Origin of the sequence: Akkermansia muciniphila (assembly GCF_018709685.1) — a bacterium.
In the GTDB taxonomy this organism is placed as follows: Bacteria; Verrucomicrobiota; Verrucomicrobiia; order Verrucomicrobiales; family Akkermansiaceae; genus Akkermansia; species Akkermansia muciniphila_E.
In genome coordinates this window covers 158,014-174,381 of record NZ_JABDHQ010000001.1, presented here as the reverse complement: position 1 = coordinate 174,381, position 16,368 = coordinate 158,014, and the positions used below count along the sequence as shown (strand labels likewise).

Annotated in this window: 12 protein-coding genes; 9 read left to right on the top strand and 3 right to left on the bottom strand. The window is 59.4% G+C overall.

Features of this window, described 5'->3' with window-relative positions; translation table 11 throughout:
• Positions 1-9 precede the first annotated feature (9 nt).
• Both HHJ06_RS00705 and HHJ06_RS00700 read left to right on the top strand, forming a co-directional pair.
• Positions 10-1,428, top strand: coding sequence for a cation diffusion facilitator family transporter (locus tag HHJ06_RS00705; RefSeq protein WP_215426890.1), 1,419 nt, complete (start codon positions 10-12; stop codon positions 1,426-1,428).
• 41 nt (positions 1,429-1,469) lie between these two features.
• Complete coding sequence (locus HHJ06_RS00700) at positions 1,470-2,204, top strand: class I SAM-dependent methyltransferase (RefSeq protein WP_215426889.1); 735 nt, start codon at positions 1,470-1,472, stop codon at positions 2,202-2,204.
• Between the two features lie 12 nt (positions 2,205-2,216).
• On the opposite strand, the gene HHJ06_RS00695 is transcribed toward HHJ06_RS00700, so the two are convergent.
• Positions 2,217-3,959, bottom strand: a complete 1,743-nt coding sequence (locus tag HHJ06_RS00695) for a cation:proton antiporter (protein WP_215426888.1) — start codon at positions 3,957-3,959, stop codon at positions 2,217-2,219.
• A 260-nt stretch (positions 3,960-4,219) separates the two neighbouring features.
• Here HHJ06_RS00695 and HHJ06_RS00690 point away from each other — a divergent pair, with 260 nt between their 5' ends.
• Positions 4,220-8,176: an autotransporter domain-containing protein gene (locus HHJ06_RS00690; protein ID WP_215426887.1), complete on the top strand. Its 3,957-nt coding sequence runs from the start codon at positions 4,220-4,222 to the stop codon at positions 8,174-8,176.
• Between the two features lie 235 nt (positions 8,177-8,411).
• Positions 8,412-9,092 (top strand): hypothetical protein, encoded by a 681-nt coding sequence (locus HHJ06_RS00685; RefSeq protein ID WP_215426886.1) that lies wholly within the window; start codon positions 8,412-8,414, stop codon positions 9,090-9,092.
• Between the two features lie 2 nt (positions 9,093-9,094).
• Here HHJ06_RS00685 and queA read toward each other — a convergent pair whose 3' ends face one another.
• A complete protein-coding gene (queA, locus tag HHJ06_RS00680; RefSeq protein ID WP_215427028.1) occupies positions 9,095-10,084 on the bottom strand; it encodes a tRNA preQ1(34) S-adenosylmethionine ribosyltransferase-isomerase QueA in 990 nt (329 codons plus the stop codon).
• Between the two features lie 93 nt (positions 10,085-10,177).
• Between queA and floA the strand changes: the two genes are divergently transcribed.
• The 3 genes from floA (at position 10,178) to HHJ06_RS00665 (ending at position 12,998) form a co-directional block, all read left to right on the top strand.
• Positions 10,178-11,227, top strand: a complete 1,050-nt coding sequence (gene floA / locus HHJ06_RS00675) for a flotillin-like protein FloA (RefSeq protein WP_215426885.1) — start codon at positions 10,178-10,180, stop codon at positions 11,225-11,227.
• A 56-nt stretch (positions 11,228-11,283) separates the two neighbouring features.
• On the top strand, positions 11,284-11,904 hold the full coding sequence (locus HHJ06_RS00670) for a hypothetical protein (RefSeq protein WP_215426884.1): 621 nt from the start codon (positions 11,284-11,286) through the stop codon (positions 11,902-11,904).
• A 311-nt stretch (positions 11,905-12,215) separates the two neighbouring features.
• Complete coding sequence (locus HHJ06_RS00665) at positions 12,216-12,998, top strand: thiazole synthase (protein WP_215426883.1); 783 nt, start codon at positions 12,216-12,218, stop codon at positions 12,996-12,998.
• Between the two features lie 36 nt (positions 12,999-13,034).
• On the opposite strand, the gene HHJ06_RS00660 is transcribed toward HHJ06_RS00665, so the two are convergent.
• Positions 13,035-14,342 carry an APC family permease gene (locus HHJ06_RS00660; protein WP_286010573.1) on the bottom strand — a complete coding sequence of 436 codons (1,308 nt, stop codon included), beginning with the start codon at positions 14,340-14,342 and terminating at the stop codon, positions 13,035-13,037.
• Positions 14,343-14,491: 149 nt separating this feature from the next.
• Between HHJ06_RS00660 and HHJ06_RS00655 the strand changes: the two genes are divergently transcribed.
• A complete protein-coding gene (locus HHJ06_RS00655) occupies positions 14,492-15,193 on the top strand; it encodes an HAD family hydrolase (RefSeq protein ID WP_215426881.1) in 702 nt (233 codons plus the stop codon).
• Positions 15,194-15,252: 59 nt separating this feature from the next.
• Positions 15,253-16,365 (top strand): AI-2E family transporter, encoded by a 1,113-nt coding sequence (locus HHJ06_RS00650; RefSeq protein ID WP_215426880.1) that lies wholly within the window; start codon positions 15,253-15,255, stop codon positions 16,363-16,365.
• Positions 16,366-16,368 lie beyond the last annotated feature (3 nt).

Below are 16,368 nucleotides of genomic sequence, written 5' to 3'. Positions count from 1 at the left end.
CTTTGTCTTATGGATCAAGCAGCGCACCAAGAAAAATCACATGCGGCCTTTTCCTCCGTCCTGTGGTCCGCCTTTTTGACGGGGATCAAGCTCTGGGCCGGTATCGTGACGGGCAGCTTGGGCATTATTTCCGAGGCCCTGCACAGCGGCCTGGACCTGATGGCTGCGGCCATGACTTTTTACGCCGTGAAGGTGGCCGCCCGCCCCGCGGATGAAAGCCACCCGTACGGGCATGAGAAGGTGGAGAACCTTTCCGCGCTGGCGGAAACGGCCCTGCTCCTGATCACCTGCGCCTGGATTGTCTGGGAGGCGGTGGACCGCCTGTTTTACAATGAGGCGGAGATCACCCTCACCTGGTGGGCCTTTGCCGTGGTGGCCGTCTCCCTGCTGGTGGACGTGAACCGCTCCGCGATGCTCCGCCGGGTAGCCAAAAAGCACAAGAGCCAGGCACTGGAGGCGGACGCCCTCCACTTCACCACGGATATCTGGTCTTCCGCCGTGGTGCTGCTGGGCCTTTTCTGCGTATGGCTGGCTCATCTGGTTCCCGCAGATTCCGTCTGGCACGGACTGCTGGAAAAGGCGGACGCCGTCGCGGCCCTGTTTGTGGCAGCCCTGGTTTGTTCCGTGGCCTTCGGCCTTGCCAAGCGTTCCATTCACGCCCTGATGGACGGGGGGTCTTCCGCCCTGACGCACCAGGTGCTGGCCGCCATGAAGAAGAACGCCCCGGATTACCCGGTCAAGCGCATCCGCCTGCGTGACGGCGGCGCACGCATTTTTGTGGAGCTGGACGTGGAAGCCCCCGCGGAGCTGCACGTGGACGACGCTCACGACGTGGCGGAGTCCATTGAGGGCATTGTGAAGTATGAGCTGCCGGAGGCGGACGTCATCGTCCATATCGAACCGGCGCAGGAGAATTTTTCCAACATGGAGCCGGACACGGTCGTCCACCGGCTGGCGCTGCGCCACCACGTCCGCATTCATGGTTTTTACGCCGGCAGGGGCAAGCATGCGCCCTGTTATTTCATGGATGTGGAGATTCCTGCGGACTGGCCTCTGGAACGGGGTTACCAGGTAGTGAAATCGTTCCGGGATTCCGTGCGGCATGCTCTCAAGCCGGAGAAGGTGATCTGCCGCATTGAGCCGGATTGCCGGGACATGAAGGCGAACGCCATTCCGGAACACGTTTCTCCGGAGGAAGTCCGGCTTAAGGTAAATCTCATCCTCCAGCAGCACAGGAGCATCTGCAAGGTTCTCAAGCTGGACCTGGCACGGGAGGACAATTTCCCAACCCTGACGTGCGTGTGTTCCGCAGACGCCTCCCTGACCATCCGGGAATGCCACCAGATTGCCTCACAGCTGGAAAACCAGATAGAAAACGCCCTGCACCATCTGGGCCGCGTCACCGTTATTCTGAAACCATCCAAATAAAAAGTATCTTATTCATCCCATACAAGACACTTCCGCCCATCATGAAACAAAACAAGTACGACGATAACGCTTTTTTCCGGAAATACAGCCAGATGGACCGCTCCGTGAAGGGGCTGGAAGGAGCCGGAGAATGGAAGACGCTGGAACGGCTCCTGCCGGATTTCCGTGAGAAGGACGTACTGGACCTGGGATGCGGCTTCGGCTGGCACTGCCGGTATGCGGCGGAACACGGGGCGGCCTCCGTCCTGGGCGTGGATATTTCTTCAAAGATGATCGCCAAAGCCCGTTCCATGGGAAATGAGGGCATCATTGAGTACCGCTGCATGCCCATGGAAGACATCCAGCTGCCCGAGGCTTCCTTCGACATTGCAATCAGTTCCCTGGCCTTCCATTATACGCCGGATTTCAACGAGGTCTGCCGGAATGTCTTCCGCTGGCTCAAGCCGGAAGGCGTCTTTGTCTTCTCCGTGGAGCATCCCGTTTTCACCGCCCAGGGAACGCAGGACTGGCAGCGTGATGAATCAGGAAAAATCATGCACTGGCCCGTGGACCGTTATTTCATGGAAGGGCCGCGGCAGGCTCTCTTCCTGGGAGAAGAGGTGACCAAATACCACAGGACGCTCACTTCCTACCTCAGCGCGCTGGCCGCAAACGGATTTGAGGTTACGGCCCTGGAGGAACCCCAGCCGCCGCAGGAACTCCTGGAGTCCGTGCCCGGCATGCAGGATGAACTGCGCCGCCCCATGATGCTGATTATCTCCGCCCGCAAGAAGTAGCGCGCACGGTTATCAGCGCCCGGCAACGGGAGTTCCGGGAACTTCCCGGTCCAGCTCCGCCCGGATGCGCTGGCGCTCGGAAACGATCTGTTCGTCGTCCGCGCCGCCCTCACGCAGGAAGTATTCCGCCATGGACAGGGCCACTTCCGATTCCGAGGAGAAGACCTGGGAGGCTCCAGCCTCCTTCAGCACGTCCACATCCCTCATGTACTTGGTGTGAATCATGACGTCAATGTGGGGGTTGAGTTCCAGGGCCACTCTCACGATCTCCCTGGCATCCGGAATGGAGGCGGAGAGAATCAGGCTTTCCGCATATTCAATGCCCGCATGGCGCAGGATTTCCCGCTGGCTGGCATCCCCGTAAACGATGTCTCCGCCCTGTTCCCTTATCGCGGTAACGGTATCTATGTTCATCTCCACAATGACGACTTCCACCCCGTTGTCATTCAGGATTCTTTTAAGAATGCGCCCCGTGGGACCAAATCCCACCAGCACCACGCGCCGCGCGTCCGGCGATGGAAGAGCCATGCTGTTCACCCCGCCCATGTCCGTAAGACCAATGCCGCGCTTTTGCAGCCACTTGACCACAGGGCCAATCCGGCGGTACAGGATGGGATTGAGAGAAATGGAAACCACGGCCGCCAGAATGATGGCCTGGTTGGCGTCCGGCGGCAGAATATTGTACATGAGCCCCATCCCGGCAAGGATGAAGGAGAATTCACCCACCTGCGCCAGGGCCACGGATACGCTCAGAGCCAGCGGCAGCGGACGCCGCAGGCACCTCACTACCACATAGGCCGCCAGGGGCTTGCCGACCATGACCACCGCCAGCGTCGCCAGGGCCAGCGGCCAGCAGTCCCCCACGGACATGGGGTCAAACATCATCCCCACGGAAACGAAGAAGAGCACGGCAAAGGCATCCCGCATCAGCATGGCCTCCGCCGCCGCACGCGCGCAGAAGTCAGACTGGCCCACGACCATGCCCGCCAGAAAGGCGCCCAGCACCATGGAGGCGCCGAAGAATTCCGCGGAGCACACCGCCACGCCCAGCGCAATGACCAGCACGGCCAGCGTGAACAAGTCCCGCGCTCCCGTCCGCGCCACGTAGCGCAGCACCAAGGGAATGACCTTTTTTCCGGCAAACAGCGTCAGGGCCACCAGGAGGGATAGCTTGACGAACATCCACCCCAGTTCAAGGAGAATGCCGTTCCAGTCCCCGGCGCCGCTCTGGCGCGCTTCCATCACCGCAGGAATGAGCACCAGCAGCAGAATGGTAAAAAGGTCTTCCACCACCAGCCAGCCCAGGGCCACATGGCCGCTTGGCGTGTGAAGGTTCTGGTTGTCCTCCAGCACCCGGGTGAGCACCACCGTGCTTGCCACGGAAATTGCCATGCCGAACACCAGTCCGGAAATGGTGGACCATCCGAACATCCAGCCCACCAGCACCCCAAGCACGGTTGCCACGGAGATCTGCACCGCAGCCCCCGGCACGGCCACCTTCTGCACGGCAATCAAATCCTTCAGATGAAAATGAAGCCCCACCCCGAACATCAGCAGGATAACTCCCAGCTCCGCGAATTGTTCCACCGTATGGGAGTCCGCCACAAAGCCCGGCGAGTACGGCCCCACCACCACCCCGGCCAGCAGGTACCCCACCAGCGGGGACAAATGCAGTTTTCTGGCAATAAGACCGAAAAGGAGGGCAGCGGTCAATCCGCCGACAAAAGTGAAGATGAGGCTAAAATCGTGATCCATACGCGCGTGTCAGGTCTGGGGAATGTTCTTTGGCCAGCAGGCCGTTCCCACGCTACCGCGTTTGATTGCCCCCCACAAGAACGCATTGCGCCGCACCGGAATGCAGTCGCACTTTTTCAAGGCATCCGATCCAGCGCCCGGAAAACGGGGATTTGCCGGATTCTACCATATTTTTATTATTATTAAAAATACTGTTTTTATTTTACTTTCAACTGTTTCTGATTGACTTCACTGACACGGGCTACCTATAAAGCGTGTTGATGAAACTCACCCTATTTATCGTGTCATATCTGGCGGGCCTCTCTATCCTGGCCCCCATGGGCTGGGCGGCCACCCATGAAATCACTACCAAAAACTTCCACATCACGCTCCTCGGTAACGGGGACGGTCCGGCGGACTGGATGGGGACCCGTGACTGGAGTGACGCCCAGATAGCCGCCGTCACCACCACGCTCAATATTTGGGATGACACCTTCCGCAATACCGCTTCCCGGAAGATTGAAGCGACCATCTCCTGGGGCGCCCTGGGAGAAGGCACCCTGGCAGCTTCTTTCTCCAATTATGTCGGATACGACGGGGAAAACTACAATGCGGCCACTTCCACGGAAGTCATCTGGAAAGAAGGGGAAGATGTCGCGCTGGACGAAGGGGAAATGGATTTCAGGCTCCAATTCAACCCCGTCTACGGCTTCAGCACAGGCAACACCACGCCCCAGGACTCTACGGATTTCATCAGCGTCCTCCTGCATGAAATCGGACACAATGTCGGTTTCAACTCGCTGAACAACGCAGGAGCATACGGAGAGTATTACACGATCTGGGATTCCCTGATCACGGATGCCCAGGGCAACCATCCGGGAGAGGCGGGCTTCGATTACCAGACCGGCGTTTCCTACACCATCGGGTCCGGCGGCCTCACTGTCTACAACCCCTTTATTTTCAATCCAGGGTCCAGCATGTCCCACGTGGATGCTTTAAGCGATCCGGAGGCGCTGATGCAATATTCCATCGGGACGGGCATCCAGAGGAGAGACCTCAGCGGCCTGGAAAAAGCCCTCCTTGCGGAGATGGGCTGGGTGCTCAAGGATGACCCCACCTATTATGCGTCCGTGGACGGCGCTTCCATCACGGACCAGATTGACCTGGATTTCTTCACCTCTGTTCTCGTCAACCGGAACATGACCATTGATCCGGGTGACGGAGCCACCATTATCCTGCCTTCCCTGAGAGGGGACAAGGCGGAATACAACGTCACCATTACCGCCGGGAAATCCCTGACCGTCAACCTTTCCAACACGGCCATGGATTCCATCTGCGCGGGCGAGGTCATCGGCAATGACGCCAACTTTCTCAAGACGGGAAGTAAAAACCTGGTGCTGGCCGGCGGCTTCTCCACCACCGGCGCCCTGGACGTACAGCAGGGTGGCCTGGTGCTTTCCGGCGCTTCCAACACCATCGGGGAACTGAAGATAAACGGCGGTGCCTTCGGCGTGTCCCAGCTTGCCAAGGAGGAAGCCACGGCGGAGGCAGGAAAGCTGACGGGCGCCAAAGGCTCCATCAACCTCCTTCATTCCACGCTTACCCTGACCGGAACGGACAACACCATTTACAGCGGCCTGCAACTGGTGGGCATCGGCACCATCGCCCTGGCGGAGGGAAAGTCCCTTACGTTTGACGGCAGCAATACCATTGGAGACGCCATCTACATTGACGGGTCCCGGAACGGAACCGTGCACATCACCCGGGGCACGCTGTCCTTCACCAACCAGGCCCGGATGGAAATAGCCGCACTGGCCCTGGATTCCGGGACTTCCACCCTTAATGCGGGAGCCACGCAGCATATTGTCATCCATTCCATCACGGGAGACGGCATTCTGGCGGCCCAGGGCGGTAAAATCACGCTGGATACGGCAAATCCCCTTACCTGGAACGGAACTCTCCAGGGCACGGGCACGCTCAACAAAAAAGGAGATGGCGATCTGACGCTGGGCGGCGCAGGCACTGCGGGATTCCATCTGGACTCCTCCAGCGGCACCATCATCCTGACCGCAGAATCCTCCTCCTACGGCGCCATGACGCTGAACGGCGGCGGCATTTCCATCTTCCATGCCTCCTCCACCACGCGCCTGAACGGACAGGAAGGCGCCCTGACGCTGAATGACGCCGCGCTGTCCATCAGCGGAACGGCCAACCTCCTGACGGAAAAAGCCTCCATCACCGGAACCGGCATCCTCCAACTGAACGCGGATTCCATGCTCACCGTCCGCAACGGCAACAAACTGGACACGGACATCACCATCGGCGGTTCCGGCCTGCTAGTTGTACAGGGAGGAACCTTCACCCTGTCCGGGGATGCAAAATTTGACGGGGCGGCGGTCGTCGTGGGCCCGGACTCCGCGGGCGCCACGCTGGACCTGGGCTCCACGCGCAATTCCGTAACAGGCGGCCTGCTGGGGAAAGGCTCCGTGGCCTTCAACAATGGGGAACTTGGCATCCATGCTGAGAAATCCTCTGTCTTCTCCGGCTCCTTCCAGGGGAACGGCACGATCAACAAGACCGGACAAGCGGGATGGACTTATACCGGAGCAGGATCAACCACCCTGAACCTCAACATTACGGAAGGCGGGGTGTCCCTGATCCGGGATTCCGCCAACCCCATTCTGCTCAACTCCCTCACGGTGGCGTCCGGCGGCACGCTCACGCTTGCCATGGCATCCGCCGGGGCCGCCCATAACACCACGCTTCTTCTCAACGGAGCAAGCCAGTTCATGAACGGCTCCACCATCACGCTCGTGATCAATCCCCTGCTGGCGCAGAACAACACGCCCTTCATTTCCACGGAAGACGGGGCCACGCTGACCGTCCAGGGAGACCGGAACGGAACCACCCTCAACATTGAATCCAATGTCGCCGCGCCGGAAAGAACGCTGGAACTGGTGCTTTTTGAAGGGGACCTGGTAGGCGCTGATCTCAATATCAACGCCTATGGAGCTCTGGGCACCTATTATTCCGACCTGCATGCGGAAGACCGGGACGGACGGATCGTGCTGACCGGCACGCGCAAGGCGGACAACGCCCTGCTTGCAACGGCTGACACCTCCAATTCCGCCGCCGGGGCCGTCCTCCTCTGGAATTGTGACAAGATTGAAGACGGAACGGAGCTGGGCTATCTGAACCGCGCCGTTTCCGATGCCTGGAATGACGGGGACTACTCCAGAGCCAACCGCCTGCTGAGCGCTTCCGCGGGTACGGCCATTCCCGGCATCCTGGCCGCCCAGAGGTCCGGCCTGCGGAGGGAAATGACCTTCCTCCGCAACCGGGCGGAAACCATGGGCCTTAATCCCAACAACCTCCCGGGGGACCTTCCCCAGGTAAACGGCTGGATTGAAGCCAACACGGGGAGGGACTCCCTGGACGGCTCCAATGAAGGCAACGGATTCACGCTCAATTCCTGGGGCGGCACGGCCGGACTGGACGTCAACTGCGCGGAGAATTTCACCGTGGGCGGCGCTTTCTCCGCCAACTACGGGGATTACTCCTCCGACGGAGCCGATTCCGCCTCCGGCAATCTGGATACCTACTACGTCAGCCTCTTCGGCCACTACCGTCACAAGAAGTGGGGGCACTCCCTCATTCTTTCCGCCGGATGGTCGGATGCGGACATCACCCGCAGCGTACGCCATGACCTGGGGAGCTACCAGACCAGCTTCAGCACCACGGGCATGAGCTTCGGGGCCATGTACGAGCTTACCTATGACCTGGCTCTCAACAAGCGCCAGACGACCATCCTCCAGCCGGTCGCCAACGTCAGCATCATGCGTTCCTCCGTGGACGGCTTCAATGAAGCCGGGGCAGGCGGCGCGGGGCTCCGTGTGGATGACATGGACATCACCACCGGAAGCGTTGCCGCCGGTCTGCGCCTGAAAGGCGTTCTGGGCACCAGCCTGACCGGGCGCGACATCATGGGAGAATTCCGCGTCCTCCTCTCCCAGGACGTTGGAGATGACAAGGCGCAGGCCAACGTGGCCTATCTTGCCAATCCGGGCCTCATCCAGACCATCAGAGGCGCCAAGCTTGGCCGTACCGGCGTCCAGCTGGGCGTGGGCCTCCACATCCCCTGCGCCGACTACGGCGCGGTTTATGTGGACGGCAACGCCGACCTCCGCTCCGGAGACACCTCCATTGGCGCGGCCCTCGGTTACCGCTATAACTTCTGATCCGGCCCAAGCCGCATTTGACAAGCGCCATGCCTGCACTCCGGGCATGGCGCTTTTATGTCCTGTTTCCCAACTTCAAGCGCACATGCCGCTTCAACTTCCCCAAACGGTTTCCCGCGAACTTTCATTCCTCCTCCCTGCATGTATTTGATATTTATCAGGCTTACTTGTTATTTTATTTGAATTTAATAGAAATATATTCCATATTTATTGAAAATAAACCCTTATCAAATTCATGACGGGAGATTCAATATTCGAGGAACAATGGGCACTCCTCCGGAAGGAAACGGAAATGGACTCCGCTGCCCTCCGGGAAAAGCTGGAACACTTCATTTTCCGCCAGTATGGCCTGATGGTCCTGACGCACTACATCAAAGCCCTGTCCATCCTAGAACTCAGCCATCACTTTTACCTGCGGTTCCGCAGGAGAAGCCGCTCCCTGGCGGAATCCATTCTTTACTGGACCGTCCTCGCGGAAACGAATATCCACATGACGCTCCAGGGGGTAAAGGATGAGCCGCCTTTCATCAAGCCGCACGCGGGAACTGAAACAACTTCCCAGCTTGATATGTTAAAAGACTGCTACCTCCTTTATCTGAAAGACAGGCAGCATCCCTGCTGGCCGCCGGATTCCCGCAGGAGCCGCCTCATCCGGGACAAATGGAACGCGCCGGAGCTGGAGGAGGACTACTTCCCGGGATTATGCCGGGAAAACACGGACCGCCATTATGCCAACCTCATGTACATCCTGCTGGGGGAAACTCTACGCTCCCTGGTTTCCCTCCGGCAAATCAGGAACCACGGCAAAAACATGCTGACACTCAGCCGGGAACAATATTCACAAAACCCGGTTGACGCCCCATGCACTCCGGCGGCCTCCCGTGACCGGGAATCCGTTCCGGGCCGCAGGCCGTAACCCTACAGAATCAGCATGCAGTCCCCGTAGGAGAAGAATCTGTACCGTTCCCGGATGGCTTCCAGGTAAGCCTTCATGACCAGCTCTTTCCCGGCAAAGGCGCTCACCAGCATCAGCAGCGTGCTCTGCGGCAGGTGGAAATTCGTAATCAGGGCATCCACCACCTTGTACTTATAGGGGGGATAAATAAAAATGCTCGTTGACCCGGCGCACTCCTTCAAGGGCAAACCCTCCGCGGCAGCCACATGTTCCAGCACGCGCACGCTGGTAGTGCCCACGGCAAACACCCTCCCGGCTTCATTGATCGCCCGGGCGGTGGCTTCAGGCAGGAAAAAATGCTCCGTGTGCATCTGGTGGTCTTCAATCCTGTCCGCCTTGACCGGGCGGAACGTCCCTACGCCCACGTGAAGCGTCAGAAAATCATGGGGAACGGACGCCAGCAGCTCCGGCGTAAAATGCAGGCCCGCCGTAGGGGCGGCAATGGCTCCCTCATGCCTGGCGTAAACGGTCTGGTAGCGCTCCTTGTCGGACGGGTCGCTCTCCCGGTTCATGTAATGGGGAAGCGCCAAGCGGCCGTACTTCTCCTCATCCACCTCCCGGTCAAACCGGATGAGGCGGTAGCCTTCCTCATCAATGCCTTCCACAGTGCCCACCGCTTCTCCAATGGCCACTGTACGCCCCAGCTTCATCTTGCGCCCCGGACGCACCATGCACTTCCACAGCAGGGGGTTAAGCACCTCCGCACGCACAATTTCAATAGACCCGTCATTGGAAAAATACCGCGCCGGAACCACCCTGGTATCATTCAGGATAAAATGGTCCCCCGCCCGCACATACTCCGGCAAATCACTAAAATGCCTGTGCTCAATCAGGCCCGTGTCCCGGTGGATGACCATCATCCGGGATGCGGCGCGGTCCGGAAGGGGCCGGTCCGCAATCAATTCTTCCGGCAGCGGATAATCAAAATCAATGGTGCGCACGGCCAAGTGCATTGCCACGAATCCGCTGAAAGGTCAATACCTTTAAACCATAGGTAACACAATTATATCTTTGCCTGTACCGGATAATATGGTATGGAAGGGAACATGAACAACTTGCTGTCAGCAAACATTTCCAACACCACTGCCTGGGGGACCATCCTGGTAGTCGTTCTGGTCATCTTCCTGGTTATCTTCTTCGCCATCATCGCCAAATTCTTCAAGACATGGCTGCGCGCACGGCTGGCAAAAGCTCCCGTCTCCATGAGCAACATGCTGGGGATGTGGCTCCGGAAAGTGCCCTACCCCCTGGTGGTGGACACCCGCATTACGGCAGCCAAGGCCGGACTGGACATCAGCACGGATGAACTGGAAGCCCACTTCCTGGCCGGCGGCGACATCGTGGACTGCGTGCTGGCCCTGATCGCCGCGGAAAAAGCCGGAATCCCGCTGAGTTATGACCGCGCCTGCGCCATTGACCTGGCCGTGAAAGGCACGTCCAAAACCGTGCTAGAAGCCGTGAGAACCTCCATCAACCCCCGCGTCATTGACTGCCCGAACCCCAGCTCCGGCCAGACGCGCCTGACGGCAGTGGCCCGTGACGGCATTGCCGTGGCGGTGCGCGCCCGCGTGACGGTGCGCACCAACCTTGACCTCTTCGTCGGGGGCGCCACGGAAGAAACGGTGGTCGCCCGCGTAGGGGAAGGCATCGTTTCCGCGGTAGGTTCCGCCCCCTCCTACAAGGACGTTCTGGAAAAACCGGAAGTGATCTCCCGCACCGTGAGCGACAAGGGAGTGGACGCCGCCACTGCGTTTGAAGTGCTCTCCATTGACATTGCAGACGTGGATGTAGCGGGCAACGTGGGCGCACGCCTTCAGGCAGAGCAGGCGGAAGCGGACAAGCAAATTGCCCAGGCCAAGGCGGAAGTGCGCCGCGCCGCCGCCGTAGCCACGGAACAGGAAATGGCCGCCAAGACGCAGGAAATGCGCGCCAAGGTGGTGGAAGCGGAAGCTCAAATCCCCATGGCCATGGCGGAAGCCTTCCGCAACGGCAACCTGGGTGTGCTGGACTATGCCCGTTACCAGAACGTGGTGGCTGACACCCGGATGAGGGACTCCATCGCCAAGCCGGATACCTCTCCTTCCTCCATTAAATAAACTTTCCGGCCTCCGGAGAGACCCGGACGGTCTCTCCGGAGGCCCCCTCCTTCCTTATGGATTTACTGGCATACATGCTTGCCTCCGGCGGCGATGACGACCACTTGAAAATCTGGTTCTGGGTGGTCGTGGGGGCTATCTACCTCATCAAGATGGTGGTAAATTTCCTGAAACCAAAAGAGGAGGAAAAGGAAAAACCCATTCTGGACACGGAGGACAACCATGAAAAACGCGTGAAGGAGGTTATTGCGGAAATGCGCCGGACCCCTCCGCAACCTCCACAGCACGCACCGCGCCCTTCTGCGCCTCCTGTGGAGCTCCCCAACCCCTCCGTGGCCCGCAAGCCGCGCCCTGCACCGGCCTCCGTGCCGGAACGGGCCGTGCCCACTGCCCAGCAAGCAGCCCGGAACGTTCTGGAGCAGTACGTGAAAGCTACGGAAGAAGCACAGCAGTCCATGCGAGCCCTGTCTGACGCGGAGCAAGCCGCCCTGCGCCGTTTACAGGAAAGGGAAATGAAGGAAAACCTTCCTGAACCGCTCCCGGCGGTTGCTCCAGACAGCCCCCTTACCCTGAAAAATTCCCTGCGCCGTTCCCAATCCCTGAAAACGGCTATTCTTTATCAGGAAATCCTGGGCAAGCCCCGTGCCCTCCGGGGCGTCTCCTTCAGCGGGGAATAGGGAGGAACTTTCCCCCCGTGGTTGAGCCGGCGGCTCCTTCATGTCTTCCGATGGACGCGCTTCTGAAAGCAAGGGGCCGCTTCCTTCACCTTTTGGATTTTGCACACCCTGCGGGGTTCAAGCGGTACATTCCGGGAAAACCGGTTTTCCGGACCTTGTAACGATGAAACCTGGACTCCGTACGGGGGCAACAAGCCGCTTCCTTCCCGGTCTTCTGCCCGGGAAAACCGCCTCCCGCACTATTCCCCGTTCACCCTTTTCTCCATTCTCCCTTGCCTGGAAAAGAAAGGGGAGGTACCCTTCTCCCCGCAATGACAGATACACCTTTGCAGATAGCCGGACGCCAATTCACCTCCCGCCTGATGGTGGGAACGGGAAAGTTTTCTTCCAATGAAAGCATGAAAGATGCTCTGGAGGCTTCCGGCTCTCAAATTGTTACGGTGGCTCTGCGCCGGGCGGACCTGACGGGCTCCCATGATCCCGCCGCCAATATCCTGGACTTCATTGATCCGGAAAAACACCTCCTTCTCCCGAACACCAGCGGAGCAGCCACGGCGGAAGAGGCCGTGCGCCTGGCGCGCCTGGCCGTGGCGGCCGGTCTTCCCAACTGGATCAAGCTGGAAATCCACCCGGATGCCCAGTACCTGATGCCGGACCCCATAGAAACGCTCAAGGCGGCGGAAATTCTCGTCAGGGAAGGCTTCACGGTGCTTCCCTACATCAATGCGGACCCCGTGCTCGCCAAGCGCCTTCAGGAAGCCGGAGCGGCGGCGGTGATGCCCCTGGGCGCGCCGATCGGCACCAACAAGGGCGTTCTCACCAGGGAACTGGTCAACATCATCATTGAACAAGCCGTCGTTCCCGTCGTGGTGGATGCCGGGCTGGGGGCGCCCAGCCACGCGGCGGAAGCCCTGGAAATGGGAGCGGACGCCGTGCTGGTCAATACGGCCATCGCCGCCGCCGGAGACCCTGCGGGCATGGCAAAAGCCTTTGCCCTGGCCTGCCGTGCAGGCCGCATGGCCTATCTGTCCGGCCTTCCCTCCGTCTCCGCCAAGGCCGCCGCCACCAGTCCCCTCACTTCCTTCCTGCATTAAAAGCAGGAGCGGGGGCCTCTTCTTTACTGCCGCGGCTCAGGGGGCCTGGGACGCCGCCGTTTTCGCCATCTTCCTGCGAATCAGGAACTCCAGAACGAAGCAGGCGGCCACAAACAGGACAATCAGCGGAATCAGGTAAGGCTGGCTGAAGAACATCTGGTAGAAAAAGGCGCCCAGAATAAACAGCATCAGCAGGAATCCCAGGATAATCAGCAGGATGTTCCCGTTCGTCTCCTTCCGTAACCGCCAATGGGCTACGAACACCGCCAGATAGCTGATCAGGAAACATGCCCCCGCCAGATTGGCGATGGCTACCAGGTTAAAGGCATTCGTCATCACCAGAATGCCCAGCAGCAGGTAAAAAAAGCCCTCTGTGCCGTTCCCCCAGAATGGCCGTTTGAAAATGGCTCCCAACTGCCCGTTGTGGGCCAGGGCCCTGGAAATGTCCAGCATGCTGAACATGGTGGCATTAATGGCTGACGCCGTGGCAATCAAGGCCGCTACGGAGACGGCCATGAACCCCCACACGCCCAGCACGGGATAGGCGGCCTGCGCTACGGCGGTTTCCGTATGGCTTTCCAGGGAAGTGGCGGGAACATTGGACAGCACCACGTAGGAAAGCACTAGATACAGCACCAGCACGATGCCGATCGCCACGAAAATGGCCCTAGGCAATGTTTTGGCCGGGTTCTTCAGATTGCCCGCCGTATTGGCCATCATGCCGTAACCGGCAAAAGCGAAGAATGTCAACCCCACGCTGCCCAGCAGGCCGTCCAGTCCCTTTACCGGAATGGGGTCCGCGCCCACCGGCACGGTAGAACCGAAGCTGGCAAGCATCAGCACCGTCAGAATCAGCAGCTTGAACGCCACCATCACCACCTCCGATTTCCCAACGGCCTTGGCCCCGCCCATGTTCAGCGCCCCCAGCAAAAGAATGGCAACGCTGGCAAAAAGCGCGGTGGAATACATGCTGACCACTCCGTCCGGCAAAAACAGGCGGGACGCATACGCGCCAAAGGATTTGGCGACCAGAGCCACGGTGATGACCAGCGTTCCCAAATAAATCAATGTGAGCGCTCCGGACAAGGTCTTGTGGGAAAACGCCTGATTGAAATAATCCATGATTCCTCCGGAACCGGGATAACGGGAGCCCAGCTTGGCATACGTATAACCGGAAAGCAGGGCGGCAGCGCCCCCCAGCAGAAAAGACCAGTACACGTTTTTGCCCGCCATCAGAGTCGCCTGACCCATAAGGGCGAAAATTCCCGCTCCCACCATGGAACCTATTCCCAATGCAATCACGCTCCACAGGGATAAATATTCTTTTGGAGCCTTTCCGTGCATAAGGGAATTAGAAAGCTCAGGCTCCCGGAACGTTGACCTTTCCCCGCGGCATGACACGTCTGCCGGTTCCGGACGTACAACGTCATCATGACTATTCCGGCACGGCTTTCCCCTTGAACCGCCCGCAGGGGGCATGTAGGGTACGGCTGATGATCAAAACCGCCATTTTTGACTTTGACGGGACCCTTGCGGATACGTTGCCCCTGTGCCGGGAAGCCTTCCGCCGGGCCGTGCGGGATCTGGACGGCAGGACGGTGACGGATGAAGAAATAGAACGCCAGTTCGGGCCGGACGACTTGGGCGTCATTCAAAGGCTGCTTCCCGGAAAGCCGGAGCTCCACGAACGCGGCAGGGAGCTTTTCATCCGCTATTACCGGGAACTCCACCCGGAACTGGCTCCCGCCCCCTTCCCCGGCGTCCACGAGCTGCTGCACGCCCTCCGCAGCCGCGGCGTCCGGCTGGCCATGGTCACCGGCAAGCGCCTGGAAAGCGCAGACATTTCCCTCCGGTTCTTCCACCTGGACGAATTCTTTCCCATTCTGGAAACGGGCTCCCCGGAAGGAGGCATCAAGCCGGACTGCATCAAGCGGGCGCTGAACCGCCTGAATTCCACCGCTGAAGAAGCCATCTACATTGGAGACTCCCCCACGGACGTGGACGCGTGCCGCGCCGTTCCCATCCGCATTCTTGCCGCGGGCTGGGCCGCGGAAGCGGACGTGGAAGGGCTGAAAGAACGGAAGCCGGACTACCTGCTGACCCGCTTTGAAGACATGGACCGCTTTTTCCGGGAGCATGCGCCCGGAACGCCGGGCGGGCCGACGCCGCTCCATGGTGGAAATGAAGGCCTTTAATATTGCAATCCCGCAGGAAATCAGACACCATTGTTCACCCCGTTAAAACCAATCCTTCAATGACTTCCCAGAAAGAATCCGGAAAAGAGGGCCTGAAAATCCTGCTCATGCTCGCCAGCGTCATCGTCATCACGGCCGGACTACAGGCGGGAAAGCCGGTGCTGCTTCCCATCGTTCTATCCGGCTTCCTGGCTATTGTCAGCTATCCGCTGACCTCCTTTTTCAAAGGGCGCCTGCGCTTTCCGCACTGGCTGGCAGTGACCTTCACGGTCATCATGGACTTTGGTATTCTGGCGGGACTGGGTTATCTGGCGCAGTACCTGGGGCAGGACCTCGCCAACACCGTTACGAACAAATACCAGCCCATGCTGGTGGAAAAAATCCATGAACTCCGCGCCTTCCTGATTGAACATGACTGGAACAACCTGGCGGACCAGGTACTTCAGGAACTGCCGGACCTGCTCAATGGCCAGCGCATCGTGGCGTTTTCCACGGGGGTCATGGGGCAGCTCGCCTCCATGCTGACCTTCACCACCCTCATCCTGATCCTGATGACCTTCTTCCTGGGAGAGGCACCCCGTTTCCGGATGAACATCAACAAGCTGGGGAACAACAGCGACACGGGCATCCGCAAATTCTCCAAAGCCCTGGCCGGAGTCCAGAAATACCTGATCATCAAAACCTTCATCAGCGCGGCTACGGGCCTGCTCGCCTTCCTGCTCTGCTACTACATGAAGGTGGACTTTCCCCTGCTGTGGGGCATCGTGGCCTTTGCGCTCAACTTCATTCCCACCTTCGGCTCCATCATCGCGGCCATTCCCCCCACCCTGCTTGCCATGCTGCTGATCAGCCCTACGGCGGGCATCATCGTGGCCGGCGGCTATCTGGTAATTAATACGGCCCTGGGGAGCTGCCTGGAACCCATGCTGCTGGGGCGCCAGTTCGGCATCGTCACCAGCATGGTGCTGCTCTCCGTCATCTTCTGGGGCTGGGTCTGGGGTCCCATCGGCATGCTTCTGGCGGTACCCATCACCATGCTGATCAAGCTGGGGCTGGAAAGCTCCAAGGACCTCGCCTGGATCGCCCAGCTTATCGACAACCCTCCCACGCCCAGATTCCCGCTCCCCCCTCTCCATTCCGGGAAAACCAACGAAAGCACAACCAAGGAATAATCC

Coding starts and splice junctions, on each gene's coding strand:
- HHJ06_RS00705 (WP_215426890.1), top strand. CDS start 10: ATGGATCAAGCAGCGCACCAAGAAAAATCACATGCGGCCTTTTCCTCC.
- HHJ06_RS00700 (WP_215426889.1), top strand. CDS start 1,470: ATGAAACAAAACAAGTACGACGATAACGCTTTTTTCCGGAAATACAGC.
- HHJ06_RS00695 (WP_215426888.1), bottom strand. CDS start 3,959: ATGGATCACGATTTTAGCCTCATCTTCACTTTTGTCGGCGGATTGACC.
- HHJ06_RS00690 (WP_215426887.1), top strand. CDS start 4,220: ATGAAACTCACCCTATTTATCGTGTCATATCTGGCGGGCCTCTCTATC.
- HHJ06_RS00685 (WP_215426886.1), top strand. CDS start 8,412: ATGACGGGAGATTCAATATTCGAGGAACAATGGGCACTCCTCCGGAAG.
- queA (WP_215427028.1), bottom strand. CDS start 10,084: ATGCACTTGGCCGTGCGCACCATTGATTTTGATTATCCGCTGCCGGAA.
- floA (WP_215426885.1), top strand. CDS start 10,178: ATGAACAACTTGCTGTCAGCAAACATTTCCAACACCACTGCCTGGGGG.
- HHJ06_RS00670 (WP_215426884.1), top strand. CDS start 11,284: ATGGATTTACTGGCATACATGCTTGCCTCCGGCGGCGATGACGACCAC.
- HHJ06_RS00665 (WP_215426883.1), top strand. CDS start 12,216: ATGACAGATACACCTTTGCAGATAGCCGGACGCCAATTCACCTCCCGC.
- HHJ06_RS00660 (WP_286010573.1), bottom strand. CDS start 14,342: ATGCACGGAAAGGCTCCAAAAGAATATTTATCCCTGTGGAGCGTGATT.
- HHJ06_RS00655 (WP_215426881.1), top strand. CDS start 14,492: ATGATCAAAACCGCCATTTTTGACTTTGACGGGACCCTTGCGGATACG.
- HHJ06_RS00650 (WP_215426880.1), top strand. CDS start 15,253: ATGACTTCCCAGAAAGAATCCGGAAAAGAGGGCCTGAAAATCCTGCTC.